General features: G+C 70.1%; 18 protein-coding genes and 1 riboswitch. Of the genes, 10 read left to right on the top strand and 8 right to left on the bottom strand.

The genetic code is table 11. The features are described from left to right. Window positions 1-70 precede the first annotated feature (70 nt). From fgd to cofG, 3 genes are read right to left on the bottom strand one after another with little or no spacing between them, the layout of a single operon-like run. The gene (fgd, locus tag ET475_RS03920; protein WP_129386215.1) at window positions 71-1,078 is read right to left on the bottom strand and encodes a glucose-6-phosphate dehydrogenase (coenzyme-F420); all 1,008 of its coding nucleotides are present in this window, start codon (window positions 1,076-1,078) and stop codon (window positions 71-73) included. Further along, on the bottom strand, window positions 1,075-2,556 hold the full coding sequence (locus ET475_RS03915) for a flavin-containing monooxygenase (RefSeq protein ID WP_242497756.1): 1,482 nt from the start codon (window positions 2,554-2,556) through the stop codon (window positions 1,075-1,077). Before ET475_RS03915 ends, fgd begins: the two co-directional genes overlap by 4 nt. Further along, the gene (gene cofG / locus ET475_RS03910) at window positions 2,553-4,970 is read right to left on the bottom strand and encodes a 7,8-didemethyl-8-hydroxy-5-deazariboflavin synthase CofG (protein WP_422879938.1); all 2,418 of its coding nucleotides are present in this window, start codon (window positions 4,968-4,970) and stop codon (window positions 2,553-2,555) included. Before cofG ends, ET475_RS03915 begins: the two co-directional genes overlap by 4 nt. A gap of 135 nt (window positions 4,971-5,105) precedes the next feature. On the opposite strand from cofG, the gene ET475_RS03905 reads away from it, so the two are divergent. Then, a complete protein-coding gene (locus ET475_RS03905) occupies window positions 5,106-5,546 on the top strand; it encodes a hypothetical protein (protein WP_129386211.1) in 441 nt (146 codons plus the stop codon). A 27-nt stretch (window positions 5,547-5,573) separates the two neighbouring features. Here ET475_RS03905 and ET475_RS03900 read toward each other — a convergent pair whose 3' ends face one another. Then, a complete protein-coding gene (locus tag ET475_RS03900) occupies window positions 5,574-6,398 on the bottom strand; it encodes an ABC transporter permease (protein ID WP_129386209.1) in 825 nt (274 codons plus the stop codon). Beyond that, window positions 6,395-7,942 carry an ABC transporter ATP-binding protein gene (locus ET475_RS03895; RefSeq protein ID WP_129386207.1) on the bottom strand — a complete coding sequence of 516 codons (1,548 nt, stop codon included), beginning with the start codon at window positions 7,940-7,942 and terminating at the stop codon, window positions 6,395-6,397. The genes ET475_RS03900 and ET475_RS03895 overlap by 4 nt, the downstream gene beginning before the upstream one ends. Window positions 7,943-8,101: 159 nt before the next feature. On the opposite strand from ET475_RS03895, the gene ET475_RS03890 reads away from it, so the two are divergent. From ET475_RS03890 to ET475_RS03875, 4 genes are all read left to right on the top strand, one after another. Beyond that, window positions 8,102-8,923: an IclR family transcriptional regulator gene (locus ET475_RS03890; protein ID WP_129386205.1), complete on the top strand. Its 822-nt coding sequence runs from the start codon at window positions 8,102-8,104 to the stop codon at window positions 8,921-8,923. 63 nt (window positions 8,924-8,986) lie between these two features. After that, entirely contained in the window at window positions 8,987-10,069 is a 1,083-nt protein-coding gene (locus tag ET475_RS03885) for an enoyl-CoA hydratase/isomerase family protein (protein ID WP_129386203.1), read from the top strand. Between the two features lies 1 nt (window position 10,070). Next, window positions 10,071-10,988: a J domain-containing protein gene (locus tag ET475_RS03880; protein WP_129386201.1), complete on the top strand. Its 918-nt coding sequence runs from the start codon at window positions 10,071-10,073 to the stop codon at window positions 10,986-10,988. A gap of 45 nt (window positions 10,989-11,033) precedes the next feature. After that, complete coding sequence (locus tag ET475_RS03875; protein WP_129386199.1) at window positions 11,034-12,614, top strand: SLC13 family permease; 1,581 nt, start codon at window positions 11,034-11,036, stop codon at window positions 12,612-12,614. A 24-nt stretch (window positions 12,615-12,638) separates the two neighbouring features. Here ET475_RS03875 and ET475_RS03870 read toward each other — a convergent pair whose 3' ends face one another. Further along, window positions 12,639-14,024 carry a D-alanyl-D-alanine carboxypeptidase family protein gene (locus tag ET475_RS03870; RefSeq protein ID WP_129386197.1) on the bottom strand — a complete coding sequence of 462 codons (1,386 nt, stop codon included), beginning with the start codon at window positions 14,022-14,024 and terminating at the stop codon, window positions 12,639-12,641. Between the two features lie 34 nt (window positions 14,025-14,058). Next, window positions 14,059-14,167, top strand: a riboswitch (TPP riboswitch). Between ET475_RS03870 and ET475_RS03865 the strand changes: the two genes are divergently transcribed. From ET475_RS03865 to ET475_RS03855, 3 genes are all read left to right on the top strand, one after another. Beyond that, a complete protein-coding gene (locus ET475_RS03865; protein WP_129386195.1) occupies window positions 14,161-14,796 on the top strand; it encodes an ECF transporter S component in 636 nt (211 codons plus the stop codon). It overlaps the preceding riboswitch by 7 nt. A gap of 1 nt (window position 14,797) precedes the next feature. Further along, the gene (locus tag ET475_RS03860) at window positions 14,798-16,267 is read left to right on the top strand and encodes an ABC transporter ATP-binding protein (protein WP_129386193.1); all 1,470 of its coding nucleotides are present in this window, start codon (window positions 14,798-14,800) and stop codon (window positions 16,265-16,267) included. A gap of 5 nt (window positions 16,268-16,272) precedes the next feature. Beyond that, window positions 16,273-17,079 carry an energy-coupling factor transporter transmembrane component T family protein gene (locus tag ET475_RS03855; protein ID WP_129393634.1) on the top strand — a complete coding sequence of 269 codons (807 nt, stop codon included), beginning with the start codon at window positions 16,273-16,275 and terminating at the stop codon, window positions 17,077-17,079. A 9-nt stretch (window positions 17,080-17,088) separates the two neighbouring features. Here the strand turns inward: ET475_RS03855 and ET475_RS03850 are convergent, their stop codons facing one another. Together ET475_RS03850 and ET475_RS03845 are read right to left on the bottom strand one after the other, a co-directional pair. Continuing rightward, entirely contained in the window at window positions 17,089-17,814 is a 726-nt protein-coding gene (locus ET475_RS03850; protein WP_129386191.1) for an aminoglycoside 3'-phosphotransferase, read from the bottom strand. A 26-nt stretch (window positions 17,815-17,840) separates the two neighbouring features. Continuing rightward, window positions 17,841-18,053 carry a ferredoxin gene (locus tag ET475_RS03845; RefSeq protein ID WP_129386189.1) on the bottom strand — a complete coding sequence of 71 codons (213 nt, stop codon included), beginning with the start codon at window positions 18,051-18,053 and terminating at the stop codon, window positions 17,841-17,843. A 193-nt stretch (window positions 18,054-18,246) separates the two neighbouring features. Here ET475_RS03845 and ET475_RS03840 point away from each other — a divergent pair, with 193 nt between their 5' ends. Together ET475_RS03840 and ET475_RS03835 are read left to right on the top strand one after the other, a co-directional pair. Continuing rightward, window positions 18,247-18,417, top strand: coding sequence for a CsbD family protein (locus ET475_RS03840; RefSeq protein WP_129386187.1), 171 nt, complete (start codon window positions 18,247-18,249; stop codon window positions 18,415-18,417). 130 nt (window positions 18,418-18,547) lie between these two features. Beyond that, window positions 18,548-19,870: an HNH endonuclease family protein gene (locus ET475_RS03835; RefSeq protein ID WP_242497754.1), complete on the top strand. Its 1,323-nt coding sequence runs from the start codon at window positions 18,548-18,550 to the stop codon at window positions 19,868-19,870. Window positions 19,871-19,899: the final 29 nt, after the last annotated feature.

The raw sequence follows: 19,899 nt of genomic DNA, 5'->3' as shown, positions 1-19,899 counted from the left end.
CGCGGGCCAGACGCGCCAGACGCGTCGCGCAGACTGAGTTGTTGCACGCCCTGTCCGCGAGCCGGTTCGCTCACGCGCCGTATTTCGCGCGCAGCCGCGGCAGGATCTCGGCGCCGTACATGCGCAGGAACTCCGCTTGATCGAATCCGGGGTCGTGGAAGACCAAGTGGCGGAACCCGAGGTCGATGTACTTGCTGATCTGCGCGACGTGCTCGTCGGGGTCGGTCGAGACGATGAACCGGGATGCCACACGCTCGATCGGCAGCTCGGCCGCACGCCGCTGCATCTCGATAGGGTCGTGCACGTCGCGCTTCTCTTCGGGGGTCAGCGCCAGCGGCGCCCAGAACCGGGTCTTCTCCAGTGCCGTCTGCCGGTCGGGGTGGTATGAGACCTTCACCTCCATGAGCGTGTCGACCTCGCCCGCGGCCCGCCCGGCCTTGCCCAGGCCCTCGTCAAGCGCCGGCAGCAGCGTGTCGGTGTACAGGGCCGGGTCTTTGCCGCTGGTGGTGATGTAGCCGTCGGCGATGCGGCCGGCCAGCCGCGTCGCCGCAGGCCCCGACGCACCGATGTAGATCGGCACCTCGTGCTCGGGACGGTCGTAGATCGTGGCATCCTGCACGTGCCAGAACTTTCCGTCGTAGGTCACGCGCTCGCCGCGCCACAGCTCGCGGATGAGCGCTATCGACTCCTTCAGTCGCTGGAAGCGCTCGGGCGAGTCGGGCCAGTCCAAACCCAGCGTCACCTCGTTGAGGGCTTCGCCGGTGCCCACGCCCAGGATCACCCGCTCGGGGAACATCACCCCGAGCGTCGCGAAGGCCTGCGCTATCACCGCGGGGTGGTAGCGGAACGTCGGGGTGAGCACCGAGGTCCCGATCAGAACCCGCTGCGTCTGCGCGCCCAGTGCGCCCAGCCACGGCAGCGCCGCCGGCGCGTGCCCGCCCTCGTGCATCCACGGCTGAAAGTGGTCGGAGAGAAAGACGGAGTCGAACCCCATCTCTTCGGCGAGCACGCCGAACCGCAGCAGCTCGTTCGGTCCGAACTGCTCGCTCGAGGCCTTGTAACCGAACCGCAGCGTCATCGTGCACCTCTTTCGATCGTGACGGGCAGAAACTCGCCGCCGTCGGTGTCAAGCTTCGCGCGGAACGCGTCGACCGTGCCCGGCCAGAGCAGGGTGAGCCGGCCCGACCGCTCGTCGACGTACCAGTTGCGGCATCCCCCGGCGATCCAGGGGGTGGATGCCGCTGCCGCGTCGATCTCGGCGCTGTAGGCGGCCTCGGCCGCGGGGTCGACCCGGCGCACTCCGGCGTGGCGCGCGAGCGTGCGCGCGGCGTAGGCCGCCTGCGCCTCGATCATGAGCACCGACGAGTTGTGGCCGAGCGAGGCATTGGGTCCATCGAGCACGAACATATTCGGGAACCCGGCCACGACGGTCGAGCCGAAAGAGGTCATCCCTCGTGACCAGTGATCGGCGAGGGTGCCGGTCTCGCCGCGCACGAGCTGTGCGTACGGCTGTTCGGTCGACTCGAATCCGGTGGCCAGCACGACGGCGTCGGCCTCATGCCGGGCGCCGCCGGCGGCCACGAGCGTCGATGCGTGCACGGCGGCGAGGGCACTGGCCTCGAGCCGCACGGCGCCCGATGCCAGGGCCGGGTAGAAGGCGTCGGAGAGCAGCACCCGCTTGCAGCCGAACGCGTAGTCGGGCGTGAGTGCCCGGCGCAGCGCACGGTCGGGCACCTGTGCGGCGAGGTGATCGAGGGCTGCGGCACGAGCCGCGGATGCGGCATCCCGATCCCCCGAACGTGACGCGAACCGCGCCTCGCCCTCGAGGTACAGCTCGTCGCGCAGCCGCGCCAACAGGGCGGGATCGGTCGCGAAGGCGGCCCGCTCGGCGGGCGAATACGGCCGGTCGTCGCGCGGCACTATCCACGCCGGGGTGCGCTGGAACAGGGTCACCTCGGCGACCTTCGCCAGCTCGGGGACGAGCTGCACCGCCGTCGCACCGGTGCCGATGACGGCCACGCGCGCACCGCGCAGATCGGCGTCGTGGTCCCACCGCGCCGAGTGGAAGATGGGGCCGGGGAACGATTCGAGGCCGGGCACCTCGGGGATCTTCGGCTCGGTGAGTCGCCCGCAGGCCAGCAGAAGAGTGGATGCCGCCAGCACGCCGGGGTGCGACCCGCCGGTGCGCACTCGCCAGGTGCCGTCCTCCCAGGCGGCATCGAGCATCGGCGTGTTCAGCAGGGGGGCGATGCGTTCGACGGCGGCCACGTTCTCGAGGTAGGTGCGAATCTCGTCGCCGCGCGCGAACACACCCGACCAGTCGGGGTGGGGATGATTCGCGAACTCGTACAGGTGGCTGGGCACATCGCACGCCACGCCCGGGTAGGTGTTGTCGCGCCACGTGCCGCCGACCGAGGCCGCACGCTCGATCACGACGACATCGTCGATGCCCGCCTCGCGCAGCGCCATGGCCGCGGCAAGTCCCGCGAATCCCGCACCGACGATGACGACGTCAGCGCGTTCCGGCAGCGGTGTCGACTCGCTGCGCTCGCTCAACGACCCGCCTCCGTGTAGTCGGTCGCCCGCTGCCGCAACGGCCGGAACAGGTGCGCGGCCAGGGCCGCCGCATCGGTCAACGGCAACTCGTGCCCGTGCTCGATGCCGGCCTGGGGGCGCACTCGCCCGTCGAGCAGTGTGCCGCCCAGGTCGTCGCCTCCCGACTGCAGCAGAGCCGCGACGGTGGCGCGGTCCATGCGGGTCCAGGGGATCTGAATGTGCCGGATGCTGCCGTTCAGCATCAAGCGTGAGGCGGCGACCATGGCGCGGTGCTCGTCGAGGGGCGAACGGCCCGTGACCAGTGGCACGTCACCGCCGGGAAGCGGGATCGGGACGAACTCGGTGAACCCGCCGGTCTCGTCTTGGATCGCGCGCAGCGTGCGCAGGTGCGCGATGCGCTCGGCGGCGGTCTCGACGTGCCCGTAGAACAGCACGCTCGTCGAGCGCAGGCCGGCGCGGTGTGCCGCGGTGATGCCCTGGATCCACCGGTCGATGTCCAGGTCGCCGGGCGCGACCAGGGTACGGACCCGCTCGGAGAGCACCTTGACACCGGTGCCGGGAACCGTGCCCACACCGGCCTCGCGCAGCGCATGCAGGGCGTCGTGGAGGGTCAGTGCGGAGCGCTCGGCGAAGTCCCACACGTCCTGCGGACGATACGCGTGCAGGTGCAGCCCGGGCGCTGCGGCCTTCGCGGCACGCACGACATCGAGGTACACGGCCGGGTCTGCGGCATCCGGCACCCGCCCCTGGATGCACAGCTCGGTCGCCCCGAGGTTCTGCGCGTCGGCGGCGATGGCGGCGACGTCGTCGAGCGTGAACGTCGCCGGATCGGCGACGCGCATCGCGCGGAACCCGGTCGTGGTCAGGTTGCGGTTGACCACGATGCTGACGGCCTCGCCGACGGTGTAGCGGCGCACATCGTCGGCGGCCTGGGCAAGAGCGTCGAGGTCGGCGCCGGTCGCGAGCAGCAGGTGCTCCCAGTCTCCGTCGTCGAGGGAGAGCGGGTCAGAGGCAGCCCGGTCGTTGAGCGAGCGGAGCGAGTCGACACGCCCGCCGACGGCCGACCGCCGTTCAGAACTCAGCCGATCGGCGCCGATCCGTTCGGAAACGGGCCCCGTTGTGCTGGTTTCGCGCGAATCGGCTGAGTTTTGAACGCGGCGCCGGGCGGCCGCCATCTCTGAAGGGGCGAAACCGGCGCGCGCCAACCCTGTCTGCGGGTCGGCCAGAGCGGCGACCGGCTCGCGCAGGGCCGGATCGATCCAGGTCGCGGCATCCCGCACATACTCGGGATGCGCGGTGAGCCGCTCACGAAGCGTGAATCCCGCCGCCGCGGTGTGCGCGGCGAGCTGGTCGATCTGCGGCCACGGGCGCTCGGGGTTCACGTGGTCGGCGGTCAGCGGCGAGACGCCGCCCCAGTCGTCGACGCCCGCCCGCACGAGCAGCTCGAGTTCGGCGGAGTCGGTCAGGTTCGGGGGAACCTGAATGCGCATGCGCGGCCCCATCACCACCCGGGCGACGGCGATGGTGGCCAGGTACTCGTGCAGTTCGGCATCGGGAGCGTCGCGCATCGCCGTGCCCGGCTTCGCGCGGAAGTTCTGCACGATGACCTCTTGCACGTGTCCGTGCCGCTCGTGCGCATCGCGGAGGGCGATCAGCGATTCGGCTCTATCGTGCAGGCTCTCGCCGATGCCCACGAGGATGCCGGTGGTGAACGGCACACGAGCGGCGCCGGCATCGTCGATGACCCGCAGTCGCAGGGCAGGGTCTTTGTCGGGGGAGCCGTAGTGCACCTGTCCGGGCTCTTCGTACAGCCGCCGCGACGTCGTCTCTAGCATCATCCCCATCGATGGGGCCACCGGCCGCAGGGCGTCGAGCTCGGCGCGGCTCATGACCCCGGGGTTCGCGTGCGCGAGCATGCCGGTCTCGGCGGTGATCAGCCGTGCCATGACGGCGACGTAGTCGAGCGTCGAGGAGTAGCCATGCTCGTCGAGCCAGGTGCGGGCGGCCGGCCAGCGGTCTTCGGGTCGGTCGCCGAGGGTCAGCAGCGCCTCTTTGCAGCCGAGCGCCTGGGCGTGCCGGGCGACGGTGAGCACCTGCTCGGCCGACATGTACATCGGCTTGTGCAGCTTGGCGAGCTGGCCCGGTGTGTCCACGAACACGCAGTAGTGGCAGCGGTCACGGCACAGCGTGGTCAAGGGCAGGAACGCCTTGCGCGAATACGTGATCACGCCGGGGCGGCCCGCCTGCGCCAGCCCTTCGTCGCGCAGGGATGCCGCGACCTCGAGCAGTCGCTCGAAGTCGGCGCCGTCGGCGCGCAACAGGGCTTCGGCCTCGTCGAGGTCGATGCGGGCGCCGGAGGCGGCGGCATCGAGCACCCGGGCGGGCGTCGGTGCGGCGCAGGTGGCGGTGTCGATCGACGTCACCATCCCAGTCTGTCACCGGTGCGGGTGCCAGGGATGCGCCGCCGCCGTATGGCCCGCCGAGGATTGTTGTCGCACTGTGAGCAAATCAACCGCACAGCGAACAGCAACGCTGGCACACTGGAAGTCATGGTGACGCTCATGCTCGACCAGACACAGCTCGAGGTCGTGCTGTCGGTCACCGAGCACGCGCTGAGCCTGCGCAAGCAGAACGTGACGATGGAGCGCTCGCAGATCGTCAAGGTTCAGCTCACCGATGATGCCTGGACCTGGCTGCGGGGCGTGCCCGACCCCGGCGTCTTCGTGCCCTCGGCTTTCGCGATGGGCACCTGGAAGTCGGCCGGTGGCAAGGATTTCGCCATCATCCGCCGCCGTCGCCCGAGCGTGGTCATCGACCTTGAGGGGCACGACGAGTTTCAGCGCGTGATCGTGACTACGCGGCACGGCCTCGCGCTGGTGAAGGCGCTGCGCATGGACACCGGCGAGGAGTTCGCCGACGTCGTCGACATCGCTGCCGCCCCGGCGAAGAAGAAGCCCCGCTCGGCGAAGCCGCGCCCCGCCACAGTCTGAGCGTGAGCGGGTGCCGCGGCATCCCGTTCAATCGACGTCGCGGCGCCAGCTGGTGAGGTGGCCGAGCACGAGGAGCACGACGGCGTAGGCGAGCAGCACGACCCCGCCGACCCACCAATCCAGCTGATCGGCACCGGAGGACCCCGGGGTGGTCGCCGTGTAGATGCTCGTGCCCACCAGCGCGTCGCTGGCCGCACCCGGCAGAAAGCGCAGCACGGAATCGAGGCCGTCGACGAACATACCGGCCACGCGCGCTATCGGCTCGACGAACTGTGTGAAGGCGAGGACTATCACCACGGCGGCGACCTGATTGCGCACCAATGTACCCACGCCGATGCCCACCAGCACCCACAGCGCGAACGCTATGACGATGCGGCCGAGCATGGCCCAGGTGTCAGAGTCGTCGAGGGCGGTGGGCTGCCCGAACCCGGCGAGGAACCCCGCCGAGGGACCCACGGCGGCGATCAGCGCCAGCACCGCGTACACCACGCCGATACCGACCCCGACGATCGTCTTCGACCACAGCACGAGGCCGCGCCGCGGCGTGGCCAGGAACGTCGGTGTGAGGGTGTGGTGTCGGAACTCGGCGGTGACCATCAGCGTGCCGATCAACAGCGGGAACACGTACCCGATCGAGGCGGCGATGCTGTAGAGCAGAGGCGCCGCGTCACCGACCGGCATCGGCGCGTTCTGCCGACCCGGCAGCTCTCCGGCCGCCGAGGCGCTGAAGACGAAGCCGAGCCCGGCGGCGGTCAAGCCGACGTACGCGACGAGCACGATCGCGAGGATCCACCACATCGCCGTGGTCAACAGCTTCGTGGTCTCGGAGCGAGTGGAGGCGGAAAGACTCATCGCTGGTCGCCTCCGTCCGGGGTCTCGGTGGCGTCGGGTTCGGTGGCGGTGGGTTCTGCGGCGTCGGGTGGCTCGGCAGCCTCGCCGGGCGCCGCGTCGCCGGGCGCCGGGGCCTCGGGCGCGGCCGTGTCATCGAACGCATGGAAGAACGCGTCGGCCTCGAGGTCGGCCTGCGTTCTCTCTTCATGCCGCCAATCGTCGGGCGGAAGCTCATCGGGTTCGCCGGCGATGACCTCGTTCTGATCGGCTGACGGCTCGGTCGCCGGTGGTGTACCGGTCTCGGTGTCGGTATCGAGTGCCGGCTCGGGTGCTGGCTCGGCCAGGGGCTCGGGAACCGGCTCGGCCACGGGTTCGGCTTGAACCTCGGGCTCGGATTCTGCCTCCGGTGGGATCACATCGATCACGCCGGTCGCAGCGACGGCGAAGGCCGCTGTCGAGCCTGTGGGCGGTGCATCGGTTGCTGGCTCCGCCGCGGCGGTCGGCTCGGCCTCCGGCTCGGGCGCGGACGTCGCCTCCGGCTCCGGCTTGGGCGTCGCCTCCGGCTCGGCCGCCGCCGCCTCCACCTCCGGCGCGGGCGCGGCCACGTCCTGCACAGCGGGCGGCTCGGCGGCGGCATCCGCCACGGCTTCTGTCGTCCCCGACGGGTGCACGCGCAGGCCGTTGACCAGCTCGAAGAAGACCTCTTCGAGGGCGGGCCCCCGGCGCTGCAGCAGAGACAGCGCGACACCGGCATCGGCGGCGACCTTGCCGATCGCGGCGACGTCGGGATCGCGCACGGTGAGCCCCGAGCGCAGCACCTCGTACGGCACCCCGGCGGTCTCGAGCGCGGCGGTGAGCGCGGCACGGTCGGGGGCGTCGACGATCGTCGCGTACTCGTCGGGATTCGTGAGATCTTCGATCCCGCCTTGGAACACCAGCCGTCCGTTCGAGATGATCAGCAGCCGATCCACGGTCTGCTGCACTTCGGCGAGAAGGTGCGACGACATCAGGATCGTGCGGCCCTGTCGGGCGAGCTCTTGCAGCAGGCCGCGCATCCAGGTGATGCCCTCGGGGTCGAGCCCGTTCGCGGGCTCGTCGAGCACGAGCACGCCGGGGTCGCCGAGCAGCGCGGCGGCCAGCCCCAGACGCTGGCGCATGCCCAGGGAGTATCCGCCCACGCGGCGCCCGGCGACGTCGGCGAGTCCCACGGTGCCCAGCGCCTGATCGACCCGCGCGGCGGGCAGCCCCGATGCCTGGGCGAGCACCCGAAGATGATGGGCGGCCGTGCGGCCGGGATGGAAGCTGGATGCCTCGAGCACGGCGCCGACCGTCTGCATGGGATGCGACAGCTTGGCGTACGGAACGCCGCCGATCGTCGCCTGACCCGATGTGGGTCGCACCAGACCCAGCAGCATGCGCAGCGTCGTGGTCTTGCCGGCTCCATTGGGGCCGAGGAAGGCGGTGACCGCCCCCGGTTCGACCTGCGCGGTCAGGCTGTCGACGGCCAGCACCGACCCGAAGCGTTTGGACAGTCCTGCGAACTCGAGCACCTGACCTTCGGGCATGCCGAACCTCTCGTCGTCGCGGGCAATCGTCCTCCCTATCTTGGCGGAAAGTCGCGCGCGTGTCCTCCCCCTCCTTCCACACGCGGGTCGGGGCTCACATCGATGGCTATGCTCGCTACAGATCAGCGCGGCTGCAGATCAGCGCGGCAAGGAGAGTACATGGTCGACGACGAATTGTCCTCTGCTCCTCGTGCCTACGCCGACCGGCACCTGTCAGCGGGCGTGAAGCCTCTGCTGGTGCTGTCGAAGATCCGCGAGATCCTCGACACCTTCACGCTGGCGCGACCGATGCTCACTCTCGGCGAGATCCGTGCGCGCACCGGCATCCCGGCCTCGACGGTGCAGCGTCTTGTCTCCAATCTGGTCGCGGCCGGGTTTCTCGACCGCGACGACGACCGCTACGGCATCGGCCTGGACTTCGCCTACTGGGCCTCGGCGGCCACGCAGCGGCTTTCGCTGGTCGACGTCGTCACTCCGGTGCTCAAGCGGCTGCGCGATGAGACCGGCGAGACGGCCTCGATGTTCCAGGCCGAGCGGCTGTTCCGCGTGTGCGTGGCGATGGCCGAGACCCGGCACGCCATCCGTCGCGAACTGCACATCGGCAAGATCCTGCCGCTGCATGCAGGGTCGTCGGGCAGGGTGCTCATGGCGTGGGACGACGACCTTGCCGCGCGCGCCTTGGCCGAGCCCTTGGAGCGCCTCACCGATGCCACCATCACCGACCCGGCAGTATTGCGCGAGGAACTGCAGCGCATTCGCGCGCAGGGGTTCGCCGTCACCCGCGATGAACAAGACGATGGGGCGATCGGCATCTCGGCACCGGTGTTCGGTTCGTCAGACGTCGTGATCGGGGCGGTGAGTCTGAGCGGACCGACCTCGCGCATCTCTGACGATCAGTGCGCGGCGTGGGCCGACCTTGTCGTCGCGGCGGCCGATCAGGCCACGCGGCTGCTGGGCGGGCGCTTCACCGCGCCGCAATGACGGATGCGCCGGCCCGGCCGGTGACGGACGACACCCGGGCCCGACCCGGGTAACCTGGCGGACGTGCCCGAGTCGTTCCCTGCCCAAACCAGCGCCGAAGCCGCCGCCGAACCCACCGTCCTCGCTCGCATCGAGGGCGTGGTCGGGCGGCTCACCCTCAACCGCCCCCGTGCCATCAACGCTCTCGACTTGCAGATGACCGGGCTGCTCGACGATGCGCTCGACGCGTGGGAGCATGACGATGCGGTACAGGTCGTCGTGCTCGATGGTGCCGGCGAACGCGGCCTGTGCGCGGGCGGCGACGTGCGCAGCCTCTACGACCGGATAGTGGCGGGGCATCCCGACGAGACGGCGGTGTTCTTCCGGGCCGAGTATGCGCTCAACGCCCGCCTGGCCGAATATCCCAAGCCGATCGTGGCGCTGGCCGACGGCATCACGATGGGCGGCGGCATCGGGCTGGCCTCGCACGCGGCGATTCGCGTGGTGACCGAGCGGTCGAAGCTGGCCATGCCCGAGACCCGCATCGGATTCACCCCCGACGTCGGCGGCACCTGGCTGCTCGCCCACGCCCCCGGCCACCTCGGTGAGTATCTCGGAGTGACCGGGACGACGATGGATGCCGCTGACGCGGTCTTCTGCGGCTTCGCCGACCACCTCGTGCCCTCTGACCGACTCGACGCGCTGCGCGCGGCGCTGGCAGCGGGGGGCGACCCCGAAGCCACCGTGCGCGGCTTCGCCCAGGCGCCGGGCGCGTCGACGGTGGAGGCAGCACGCGCCTGGGTCGACGAGACGTTCTCGGCCGACACTCTCGCCGAGGTCGAGGAACGACTGCGCGCGCACACCGATCCGGCGGCATCCCGGGCTCTGCAGACCATGGGGCAGCTGGCCCCGACCGGTATGGCCGTGACGTTCGAGGCCGTCCGCCGCGCCCGCGCCCTGCCCGACCTGCGCGCTGCCCTCGCCCAGGAATACGGGCTGGTCATGTGGTTCGGGCGCACCCAGCCCGACCTTGTCGAGGGGATCCGTGCGCAGCTGGTCGACAAGGACCGCGACCCGCACTGGAGCCCGGCGTCGCTGGATGACGTGGACCCGGCCACCATCACCGGGGCGTTTTCCGACGAGCCGGCCGTACCGCTCTGGGACTGACGTGTTCGACAGCCCCCTTTCGGCCTCGGCATACGAGGTGCTCGGCGTCGATCCCGCCGTCGACGACGACGCCCTGCGCAAGGCGTACCGGCTGAAGCTGCGCCAGACGCATCCCGACACCGGGGGAGATGCCGCGCTGTTCATCCAGGTGCAGCGCGCCTGGGAGCTCGTGGGCACGACGGACGCCCGCGCCGCATACGATCGCGGACACGGCTTCGGCAGCGCCCCGGCACCGCAGTGGAGCGGATGGCGCGCCCCGGCCGCGCGCACCGACACCCGCCCGCGTGCCCGCTCGAGCGGGCAGCCCGGAGGACGCCGGCGCGAGCAGTACCTGACGCTGATCCGGGAGTGGGCCGGGCGCGGGGTCGGGCTGCCCGATCCATACGACCCGGCGCTCGTGCGCTCGGCGCCCGTGGAAATCCGGCGACTGCTCGCCGACGCGCTCGCCGAAGAGGCCACGGCCCGTATCGTCGCTGATCTCGGGATGGGCTACACCGTCTGGCACGATGTGGCCGCCGGCCGGCATCCCGATGAGAAGGTCGACCACATCGTGCTGGCACCCAGCGGGCTGTACGGCATCCTCTCCGAAGACCTCGGTGGTCCGGTGCAGGTTCGGCGGGGCGAGTTGGTGGGGGATGCCGTGGCCGGCACGCCGATCGCCGATCTGATCGCGGGCATCCGCACGATAGCCCGCGACGCGCGCGTGCGCTTCGGCGGGGGCATCGTGGTGCTGCCCGACGATGATCTGGTGCAGCCCGTCGAAAACCTCGGAAAGGTGCGCGGTGTGCGCACCGCGCTGGTGGCGCGCAGCTCGCTGGCCAATGTGCTGCGCCAGGGCATTCCCGGCGCGCACGAGATCGGCGGTAACGAGATCTTCGATGTGCGCACCCGACTGAACCAGACGCTGCGTTTCGCGTAGCGTCCAAGAGGCGCGCACGCGCACCCAAGTCGCTACTGTGGGCGAGTGGACCCCATCATCGCCACGTTCGTCATCCTCGGCCTCGCGGTCGTCGCCTTCGTGACCGGAAAGATCCCGCTCCCGGTGGTAGCGGTCGGCGTCGCCCTGGCGCTCTGGGCGACCGGGGTGCTCACTCTTCCCGAGGCGCTGTCGGGCTTCGGCGACCCGACGGTGGTGTTCATCGCGACCCTCTTCATCGTCAGCGAATCTCTGGATGCGACCGGGGTCACCGCCTGGGTGGGACAGCGGGTGATCAGCCGCGTCGGATCGGGGCGCGGCATCCTGCTGGTCGTGGTCATGCTGATCGCCGCCATCATGTCGGCGTTCATCAGCATCAACGGCGCGGTCGCGGCCCTGTTGCCGGTCGTCGTGGTCGTCGCCGTGCGCGCGGGACTGGTGCCCTCTCGATTGTTGATCCCCCTGGCCTTCGCCGCCAGCGCCGGGTCACTGCTGACTCTGACCGGCACGCCGGTGAACGTCGTCGTCTCGCAGGCGGCGGCCGCCGCCGGGGGCAGGCCGTTCGGATTCTTCGAGTTCGCGTTGGCGGGGGTGCCGCTCGTGGTGCTCACCGTCGTGTTCGTGGCGCTGTTCGGCGATCGGCTGCTGCCCTCGCGCGACCCCGAGCATCTTGATGTCGCCGACAACAGCCGCACCGCGCAGCGGCTTCGCGAGAGCTATGCGGTCTCGGCCGACACGAATCAGCTCTTCAGCGCCCGCGACGGCGCCGTCGAGGTCATGATCGCCCCGCGCTCGCACTACATCGGCCGCACCGTGTACGCCGGAATGACCACGCGGGACGAGAATCTCGTGATCCTCGGGGTGCGACGCGGCGACGGCGACGCCGATGTCACCGGCGTGCACGGCGGCGAACTCACCCTGCGCGCCGGCGATGCTGTGCTCGTGCAAGGACCCTGGGCGGCGCTGGAGCGCTATGTCGGCTCGTCCGATGTGATAGCGGTGACCCCGCCGCAGACCCTGCAGCGTGCCGTTCCGCTGGGCCGCGGTGCGAAGCGCTCGCTGGTGATCCTCGCCCTCATGGTGGTGCTGCTGGCGACCGGGTTCGTGCCGCCGGCCGTGGTGGGCCTGCTGGCCACCGGTGCGCTGCTGCTGAGCCGCGTGCTGACGCTGCCGCAGGTGTACCGCTCGATCTCGTGGACCACGGTGATCCTCATCGCCGGGATGTTCCCGCTGTCGCAGGCGTTCGTCTCCACCGGCGCGGCCGACGTTGTCGCCCACGGGGTGCTGTCGCTGACCGGTGGGGCCTCACCGGTGCTGGCCCTGCTCACCCTGTGTGTGGTCACTCTGGTGCTCGGGCAGTTCATCTCGAACCTGGCCACCGTACTGGTGGTGGCACCCATCGCCGTGTCTGTCTCGCAGACGTTGGGCGTGAGCATCCAGCCCTTCATGATGGCGCTGACGGTGGTCGGTGCGGCGGCCTTTCTCACACCGATAGCAACACCGGTGAACCTCATGGTGATGCAGCCCGGCGGCTACCGCTTCGGCGACTACTGGCGGCTCGGGCTGCCGCTCTCGCTGATCTTCTTGGCCGTGGCGGTGTTGTACGTGCCGCTCATCTGGCGCTTCTGAGCGCGGCCGCTGGGCGACACGGGCTCAGCCGATTCCGAGCAGGTCGAGCGGATGGGTGAGCCGCCACCAGAAACCGGGGCCTTCGAGATCTGCCGACAGCGTGGCATCCACCGTCGTCGTGTTCACCGGCCCCGCCGCGCTCAGCGTGCCGGCCTTCGCACCCGCCGACCAGTCGCCCAGCTTCAGGGTGCTCGACACCTTCGCCGACGCGCCGTTCCAGAGCACGACATCGGCCTGCGCCGCCGTCACGATCGGCACCGTCTCGCCCCATCGGGTGTGCACGGTGCCGACGGTCGTGCCCGCGGGCACCGATGGCGAGGCCTTCAGCTGTGCCTCGACCTGGGCGAGAACGTCGCGCGACACCGACCACCGTGTCTTCGAATCAGGCTGGTTGAGCACGCTGGCGACCACTCGCACCGTCGTGTCGCCGATTGTGACGTTCTTCACCGAGAGCAGGTCGTACCCGTCGAGCGTGCCGGTCTTCAGGCCGACCACGCCGGCGTCTGAGAGCAGCTCGTTGGTGTTGGCCACCTCGCCGGCCCCGGGCAGCGTGATCTTCTTCTGTTTCACGATGCCGGCGATCGTCGAATCGGCCATCGCCAGCTCGGCGACGTCGATGAGGGCGGCGGGCGTGGCGGTGTTGCCGTGGTCGAAGCCGGTCGGGTCGGTGATGGTGATCCCGCTGATGCCGCGCGCATCGAGCCACGCGTTGGCGGCCGTCGCGAACGTCCAGTCCGACGACCACCAATTCGACGCCAGCCGTGCCGCGTAGTTGCTGGCCGAGCCGACCAGCATGCCCTCGAGCATCTGGTACTCGGTCAGCGACCCGCCCGCCGGCACATCCAGGGCCGACTCGTTGTTGCGCAGGTAGTTCCAGTATTCGAGGGTGTCGGCGTAGGTGAAGCGGAACTCTTCGCCCTGATCCTTCTTCGTGACGGGACTCTTCTCGAGCACCATCAGCGCCGTCACGACCTTGGTGATGCTCGCTATCGAACTCTGGTCTGAGGTCGAGGCCACGGCATCGCCGAGCCCTTCGACGCCGACACCGGCCGCGCCCTTCTTCGGCCAGGTGAGGGATGCCGCTTGTGCCGTCACCGGCTGCACGGTGGCAGAGACGACCTGCGGTGCGACGGCGGTGAGGGGCCAGACCGCCATTGTCGTGCAGTACGCCGCGATCACCAGCACGACCAGTGCCCACGGAACGATAAGGCCCGGGCGCAGAGGCGAGCGTCGGGGCCGTTCGGCCAGCAGATAGGCCACGGCCGGATTCGCCGTCGACGACACGTCGAACGACACCGTGCGTGCCGGGGCCGTCAGCGACGTGGCATCCCACCAGCCCAGCGCCCGCGCCGGGCTGGTTGTCGACGACTCCGCAGCCGGTTCGTCGAGCGGGGAGTCGGTGGTCGCCACCCGTCCACGTTACCGGAGACGCGGCTATACTGACGGGCACAACCACGGGAGTCCGGTGTGCCGGGCTGAGAGGAAGCACCACAGCTTCGACCGTCGAACCTGATCTGGGTCATGCCAGCGCAGGAAGGGAGCATCAATGCACACGTCTACGTCCGCACCGCCGCAGGCCGCGGCATCCACCCGCCGTCTGAACTGGCGTGTCGTCGACATCGTCGTGGGCGCCGTGCTGGGCGTCGCGATAGGTCTGGTGTTCTGGGCCTGGAACACCATCGGGTACGCCTGGTTCGAGGCGGCTGACGCGCTCACCCCGGGCTTCGGTGGCATCGCCGTGGGCATCTGGCTGCTCGGTGGCGTGGTGGGCGGCCTCGTGATCCGCAAGCCGGGTGCGGCGCTGCTGGTCGAGGTGGTGGCCGCGATCGTCTCGATGCTGATCGGCAACGTCTGGGGCGTCTCGACGGTGCTCGAGGGCATTGCGCAGGGGCTGGGGGCCGAGCTGGTCTTTCTGCTGTTCTTCTACCGCCGGTTCACCCTGCCCGTCGCGATGCTCTCGGGCGTCGTGGCAGGTCTGGGCTCCTGGGTCTTCGAGCTGTTCTACGGCAGCTCGCCGAACTTCCTGAAGACGCTTGAGTTCAACCTCATCTACCTCGGTGCCATCGTCGTGTCGGGGGCGCTGCTTGCCGGTCTGGTCGGTTGGCTGCTGGTGCGGGCGCTGGCCGCGACCGGTGCACTCAGCCGGTTCGCGGCGGGGCGGGAAACACGCGAAGAGGTCTGAGATGACCCGTCCGGCGCGCATCGAGGCGGCGGGCTGGGGCTGGCGCTACGCCGGCCGCAAGGCCCCCGCCGTTCGTGACGTCACATTCACTATCGAACCCGGTGAGCGGGTGCTGCTGCTGGGCGCTTCGGGCGCGGGCAAGTCGACGCTGCTGGCCGGCATCGCCGGGCTGCTCGGCGGCGCCGACGAAGGTGAACTGAGTGGTCGGCTCACCGTCGACGGCGAGGCGCCCGAGGCGCAGCGGGGCCGCGTGGGACTCGTGCTCCAGGATCCGGATGCCGGGGTCGTGCTCTCGCGGGTGGGCGACGATGTCGCGTTCGGGTGCGAGAACCTCGGCATGCCCCCCGCCGAGATCCCGGCACGCATCGCCGAGGCGCTCGATGACGTCGGCCTCGATGTGCCGTGGGATCGCTCGACCGCCCAGCTGTCGGGCGGCCAGAAGCAGCGCCTGGCGATTGCCGGCGTGCTGGCGATGCGTCCCGGAGTCGTACTGCTGGACGAGCCGACGGCCAACCTCGACCCCACCGGCGTGCGCGAAGTGCGCACGGCGATCGAACGCGCCGTGGCGGCGACCGGTTCGACACTGATCGTCATCGAGCACCGCACCGAGGTGTGGGCCGATCTGATGACACGGGTGATAGTGCTCGATGCCGAGGGCGGGCTGCTGGCCGACGGTGCACCCGACGCCGTGTTCGCCAGCGCCGGCATGGCGCTGGCGGCCGCGGGCGTATGGGTGCCCGGACAGGCCATCGCTCTGCCGGCGCTTGCACGAGGGGCGGATGCTGCGCCCGTGCTGGCAGCTCGGGAGCTGGCGGTGTCGCGCGATGGGCGAGTCGCGGTGCGCCGGGGGCTGTCGTTCGACGTGCCCGCCGGGGCGGCCACGGTCATCACGGGGCCCAACGGAATCGGCAAGTCGACGCTCGCACTCTCGCTGGCCGGGTTGTTGCCCGAGTTTTCGGGGGAGGTCGTCTCGGCGCCGGAGCTTGCGGGGCGGCGAGGGCGGCGGCCGTCGACCTGGCGCTCCCGCGAACTGCTCACGCGCATCGGCACGGTGTTTCAGGAGCCCGAGCACCAGTTTCTTGCACAGACCGTGCGGGACGAGCTTGCAGTCGGTCCCCGCGCGCTGCGCCACGCTGACGCGGCCGTGTCGCGGGTGGTCGACGAACTGCTCGAACGCCTCGGGCTGGCTCGGCTGGCCCGCGCGAATCCGTTCACGCTCTCGGGCGGGCAGAAGCGGCGGCTCTCGGTGGCCACCGTGCTGGCCACCGGTCCCCGCGTCGTGGTGCTCGACGAGCCGACGTTCGGACAGGACCGGGTGGGGTGGATCTCACTCGTGCACTTGCTGCAAGAAGAGATCGGCCGCGGCACGGCGGTGGTCACGGTGACCCACGATGAGGGCGTGGTGCGACATCTCGGCGGGCGGCACCTCGAGCTGGTCGCCGATGCATCGGCCGAGGGGGTGGCGGCGTGAGCGCCGTGACCGAGAGCGCGCGGGCAGCGGCATCCACGTCTGTCCCGCCCCCACCGGCGGCATGGCTGGATGGCGTGAACCCCGCGACGAAGATCGTGCTGGCCCTGGTGCTGTCGATTCCGCTGTTGGCATCGATCGACGCCGTCAGCGCCCTGGTGGCCGTGATGCTGCAGCTGCTGTGCGTGCCGCTGACCGGGCTGCGGCTGCGCGTGGTGCTGCGGCGGTTGCTGCCGATTCTGCTGGTGGCGCCGATCGCCGGCGTGAGCATGCTGCTGTACGCCGACCCGGGCGGGCAGATCTATGCGACGTTCTGGCATGCGACCATCAGTGATGCTTCGATAGCGCTGGCGGTTGCGGTCGGAGTGCGCGTGTTTGCCCTCGCGCTTCCGACGATCCTGCTGTTCGGCCGCACTGACCCGATCGACCTCGCCGGGGCTCTGGCACAGATCGTGCATCTGCCGGCGCGATTCGTGCTCGGGGTGCTCGCGGGCACCCGCACGCTCGGCCTGTTTCTGGACGACTGGCGTCAGATGGAGCTTGCGCGTCGTGCGCGCGGCGTCGGTGATCGGGGCGCGCTGCGTCGGTTCTTCTCGATGGCGTTCGTGCTGTTGGTGTTCGCCGTGCGGCGCGGCACGAAGCTGGCGATGGCGATGGAGGCCCGCGGATTCGGCGCCGATCGACACCGCACCTGGGCGCGTCGATCCGAACTGCACGCGCGCGACGCCGTGGCGCTGGCCGGCGGGGTGCTGCTCATCGCCCTTGCGCTGGCCGTCGCCGTCTGGGCGGGGACATTCCGCTTCGTGTGGTCGTGACAGCCGGGCTCACGTCGCGTTCCACAGCGCGCGGTAGTAGGCGAGGCGTTCGCGGTCGGGCTCGACGCCGTACGCGGCGATGAGCTCGTCGTCCCAGCCGGGCCCATAGTTCCACTCGGTGCTCATCGACGCGACGGCGATGTCGGCCCACCGGTCACCGACGCCCAGCGAGCCGAGGTCGACGTGCGCGACCGGCTCACCCGCATCGTCGAGCAGTGTGTTCGGGCAGCAGGCGTCGCCGTGGCAGACCACGAGCACATCGACCGGCGGGGGAACGCGCAGGTGGTCGGGAACGTGGATGCCGCGGCCCGTCGCATCGCCGAGGCGCGATGGCACGCTCCACTCGAACGGACACTGATCGACCGGAAGCGCGTCGTGCAGCACCCGCAGTCCTTGGCCGACCGCACGCACCGCCGCGCGCGGCTCGGCGATCCAGCGCGGATCGACCGCCGAAGAGCCGTCGATCGCGGCCGTGACCAGCCATCCCTCGCCCGCGTCGCGGCCGGCATCGAGCACGCGCGGAACGGACGCGTAGACGGCCGCCCAGGCCAATCGCTCCGCCTCGGCGATGACGTCGAGTTCGGGATGCCGCGGCCCCCACTTGATGTATCGCGCATCGTTCGTGCGAAAGGTGATGCCGCCCAGCTCGTTGATCCAGACCGGCGTCAGCGCGGCGCCGCGGGCCAGACGCTGCACCCGGTCGGGCACCGCGACCGGCTCGGTCGGTATCGACATGCGTTCATCCTGCCGTAGGCGGGTTCTTATACGTCGGCGTCTTCTTCTTCGATGGAGAGCGTCGCCGAGGGGCACAGCGCGACGGCCTCGCGCACGGCATCCCATTCCGATCGCGGCGGGTGCTCGTCGAGCAGGCTGACGAAGCCGTCATTCTCTTCACGGTTCGCGAATACTCGAGGAGCCGTCAGACCGCAATTGCCGGAGGCTATGCAGGTGGTCGGATTCACGATGACTTTCATGAGATGCCTCCTTGCATCATCCACGGTACCGGCGTGGCCGACACCTGGTCGTGGTTCTTCGGTATCCGTCTGCGGTCGAGGCACGTCGGCCCGGCGCCGTCAACCCCCTTACTTTCGCGGCGCAGGTCGGATCGGATGGCAGATAAGAGTCGCGCAGAACACACGAACTGTGCGCTGAGCGAAGGAGAACATCATGGGACTCGACGACAAGATCAAGAACGCGGCCGAAGACCTCAAGGGCAAGGGCAAAGAAGCGGCCGGCAAGGCGACCGACGACAAGGGGCTGGAGGCAGAGGGAAAGCTCGATCAGGCCAAGGCTGGAGCCAAGAAGGCGGTCGAAGACGTGAAGGACGCCCTCGACTGAGCCGCACGCTGATCGTGATGGCCGGGACCTGTGTGGTCCCGGCCATCACGTATTATGAGACGGTTCTCATGTTCGATGGGAACGGGGCGAGCCAGAGTAGGGGTGCCGGTGGCGCCAGGGGAGATCGGCGATGAAGAGACGGCTGCGCAGGCCTTCGACACGGGTCGGCATCGTGCTGGCCTCGTTCGCGCTTCTGGTGAGCGGGTTCTCGACGGGTATCGGCGGCGTGCTCATCATGGCCGGGTTCATCGCGCTCGGCACGGGCGTGTACACGCTCGCCACCCGACGGCCGTCCTGGCTCGCACTGGCCGGGCGCAAGGCGGGTGCGGGTGTGGCCACCGGAGCGCTCGTGGTGATGTGCGTGGGCGCGGGTGTGTACGGCGCGACCAACCCCGACGCGGCAGCTGCGCCGGCGATGCCGGCAGCGCCGTCGATCAGCGCCGGTGAGGTCGGCGTGTATACGGCCTCGGCCGCACCGACACCGACACCGACACCGGCCGACACGACGGCCGCGGCATCCACCCCCTCACCCACTGCAGTCACGCCGACCGCCTCCGCGTCCACCGCGCCAAAGTCGGCCACGCCGGCGACGCCAAAGGCGCAGCCGGGCACGGCACTCGCGGTTCTCGCGACTCTGCCGGTCAAGGGACGCGCACCCAAGACCGGGTATGACCGCACCGAGAAGTTCGGCGCGGCGTGGAAGGACGTCGACCGCAACGGGTGCGACACCCGCAACGACATTCTGCGTCGCGATCTGACGACGGTGACGGTGAAGGCGAACACGCACGGGTGCGTCGTGCTCACCGGAGTGCTGCGCAGCCCCTACACGGGTGCGACGATCGACTTTCAGCGTGGGCAGGGCACCTCGACGGCTGTGCAGATCGATCACGTCGTCGCTCTCATGGATGCGTGGCAAAGCGGCGCGCAGCAACTGAGCCAGGCGCAGCGCGAAGCGCTAGCGAACGACCCGCTGAACCTGCTCGCCGTCGACGGGCGCTCGAACGCGCAGAAGCAGGCAGGCAACGCCGCCACGTGGCTGCCGGCGGCAAAAGGCTACCGCTGTGCGTATGTCGCGCGGCAGATCACGGTCAAGGCCGCGTACCGCCTCTGGGTGACCGCAGCAGAGCGCGATGCGATGGCGCGCATTCTGCAGGGGTGCCCGCAGCAGAAGACCGCGTCGCCAGGCACCATCACTCTGATGCCGGATGCCGCGGTCACAGCACCCGCGCCGAAGAAGACGACGTCGACCGCGCCCAAGGCCACCGCACCCACATCTGCCGCGCCGAAGCCCGCGGCGCCGAAGCCCGCGGCGCCCAAGGCCACGGCGCCCAACGTGGTGCACCCCGGATCGTTCTGCGCACCGGTCGGTGCTCAGGGCGAGACGGCGAAGGGCACATCGATGACCTGCACGCGTAAAGCCGGCGAGGAAAGGGCGCGCTGGCGAGCGAGCTGACCCGCGGGCTACACGGGCTGGGGGCGATG

Origin of the sequence: Microbacterium protaetiae (genome assembly GCF_004135285.1) — a bacterium.
In the GTDB taxonomy this organism is placed as follows: Bacteria; Actinomycetota; Actinomycetes; order Actinomycetales; family Microbacteriaceae; genus Microbacterium; species Microbacterium protaetiae.
The sequence above is the reverse complement of the archived record's forward strand: the minus strand, read 5'-3'. Positions and strand labels throughout refer to the sequence as shown.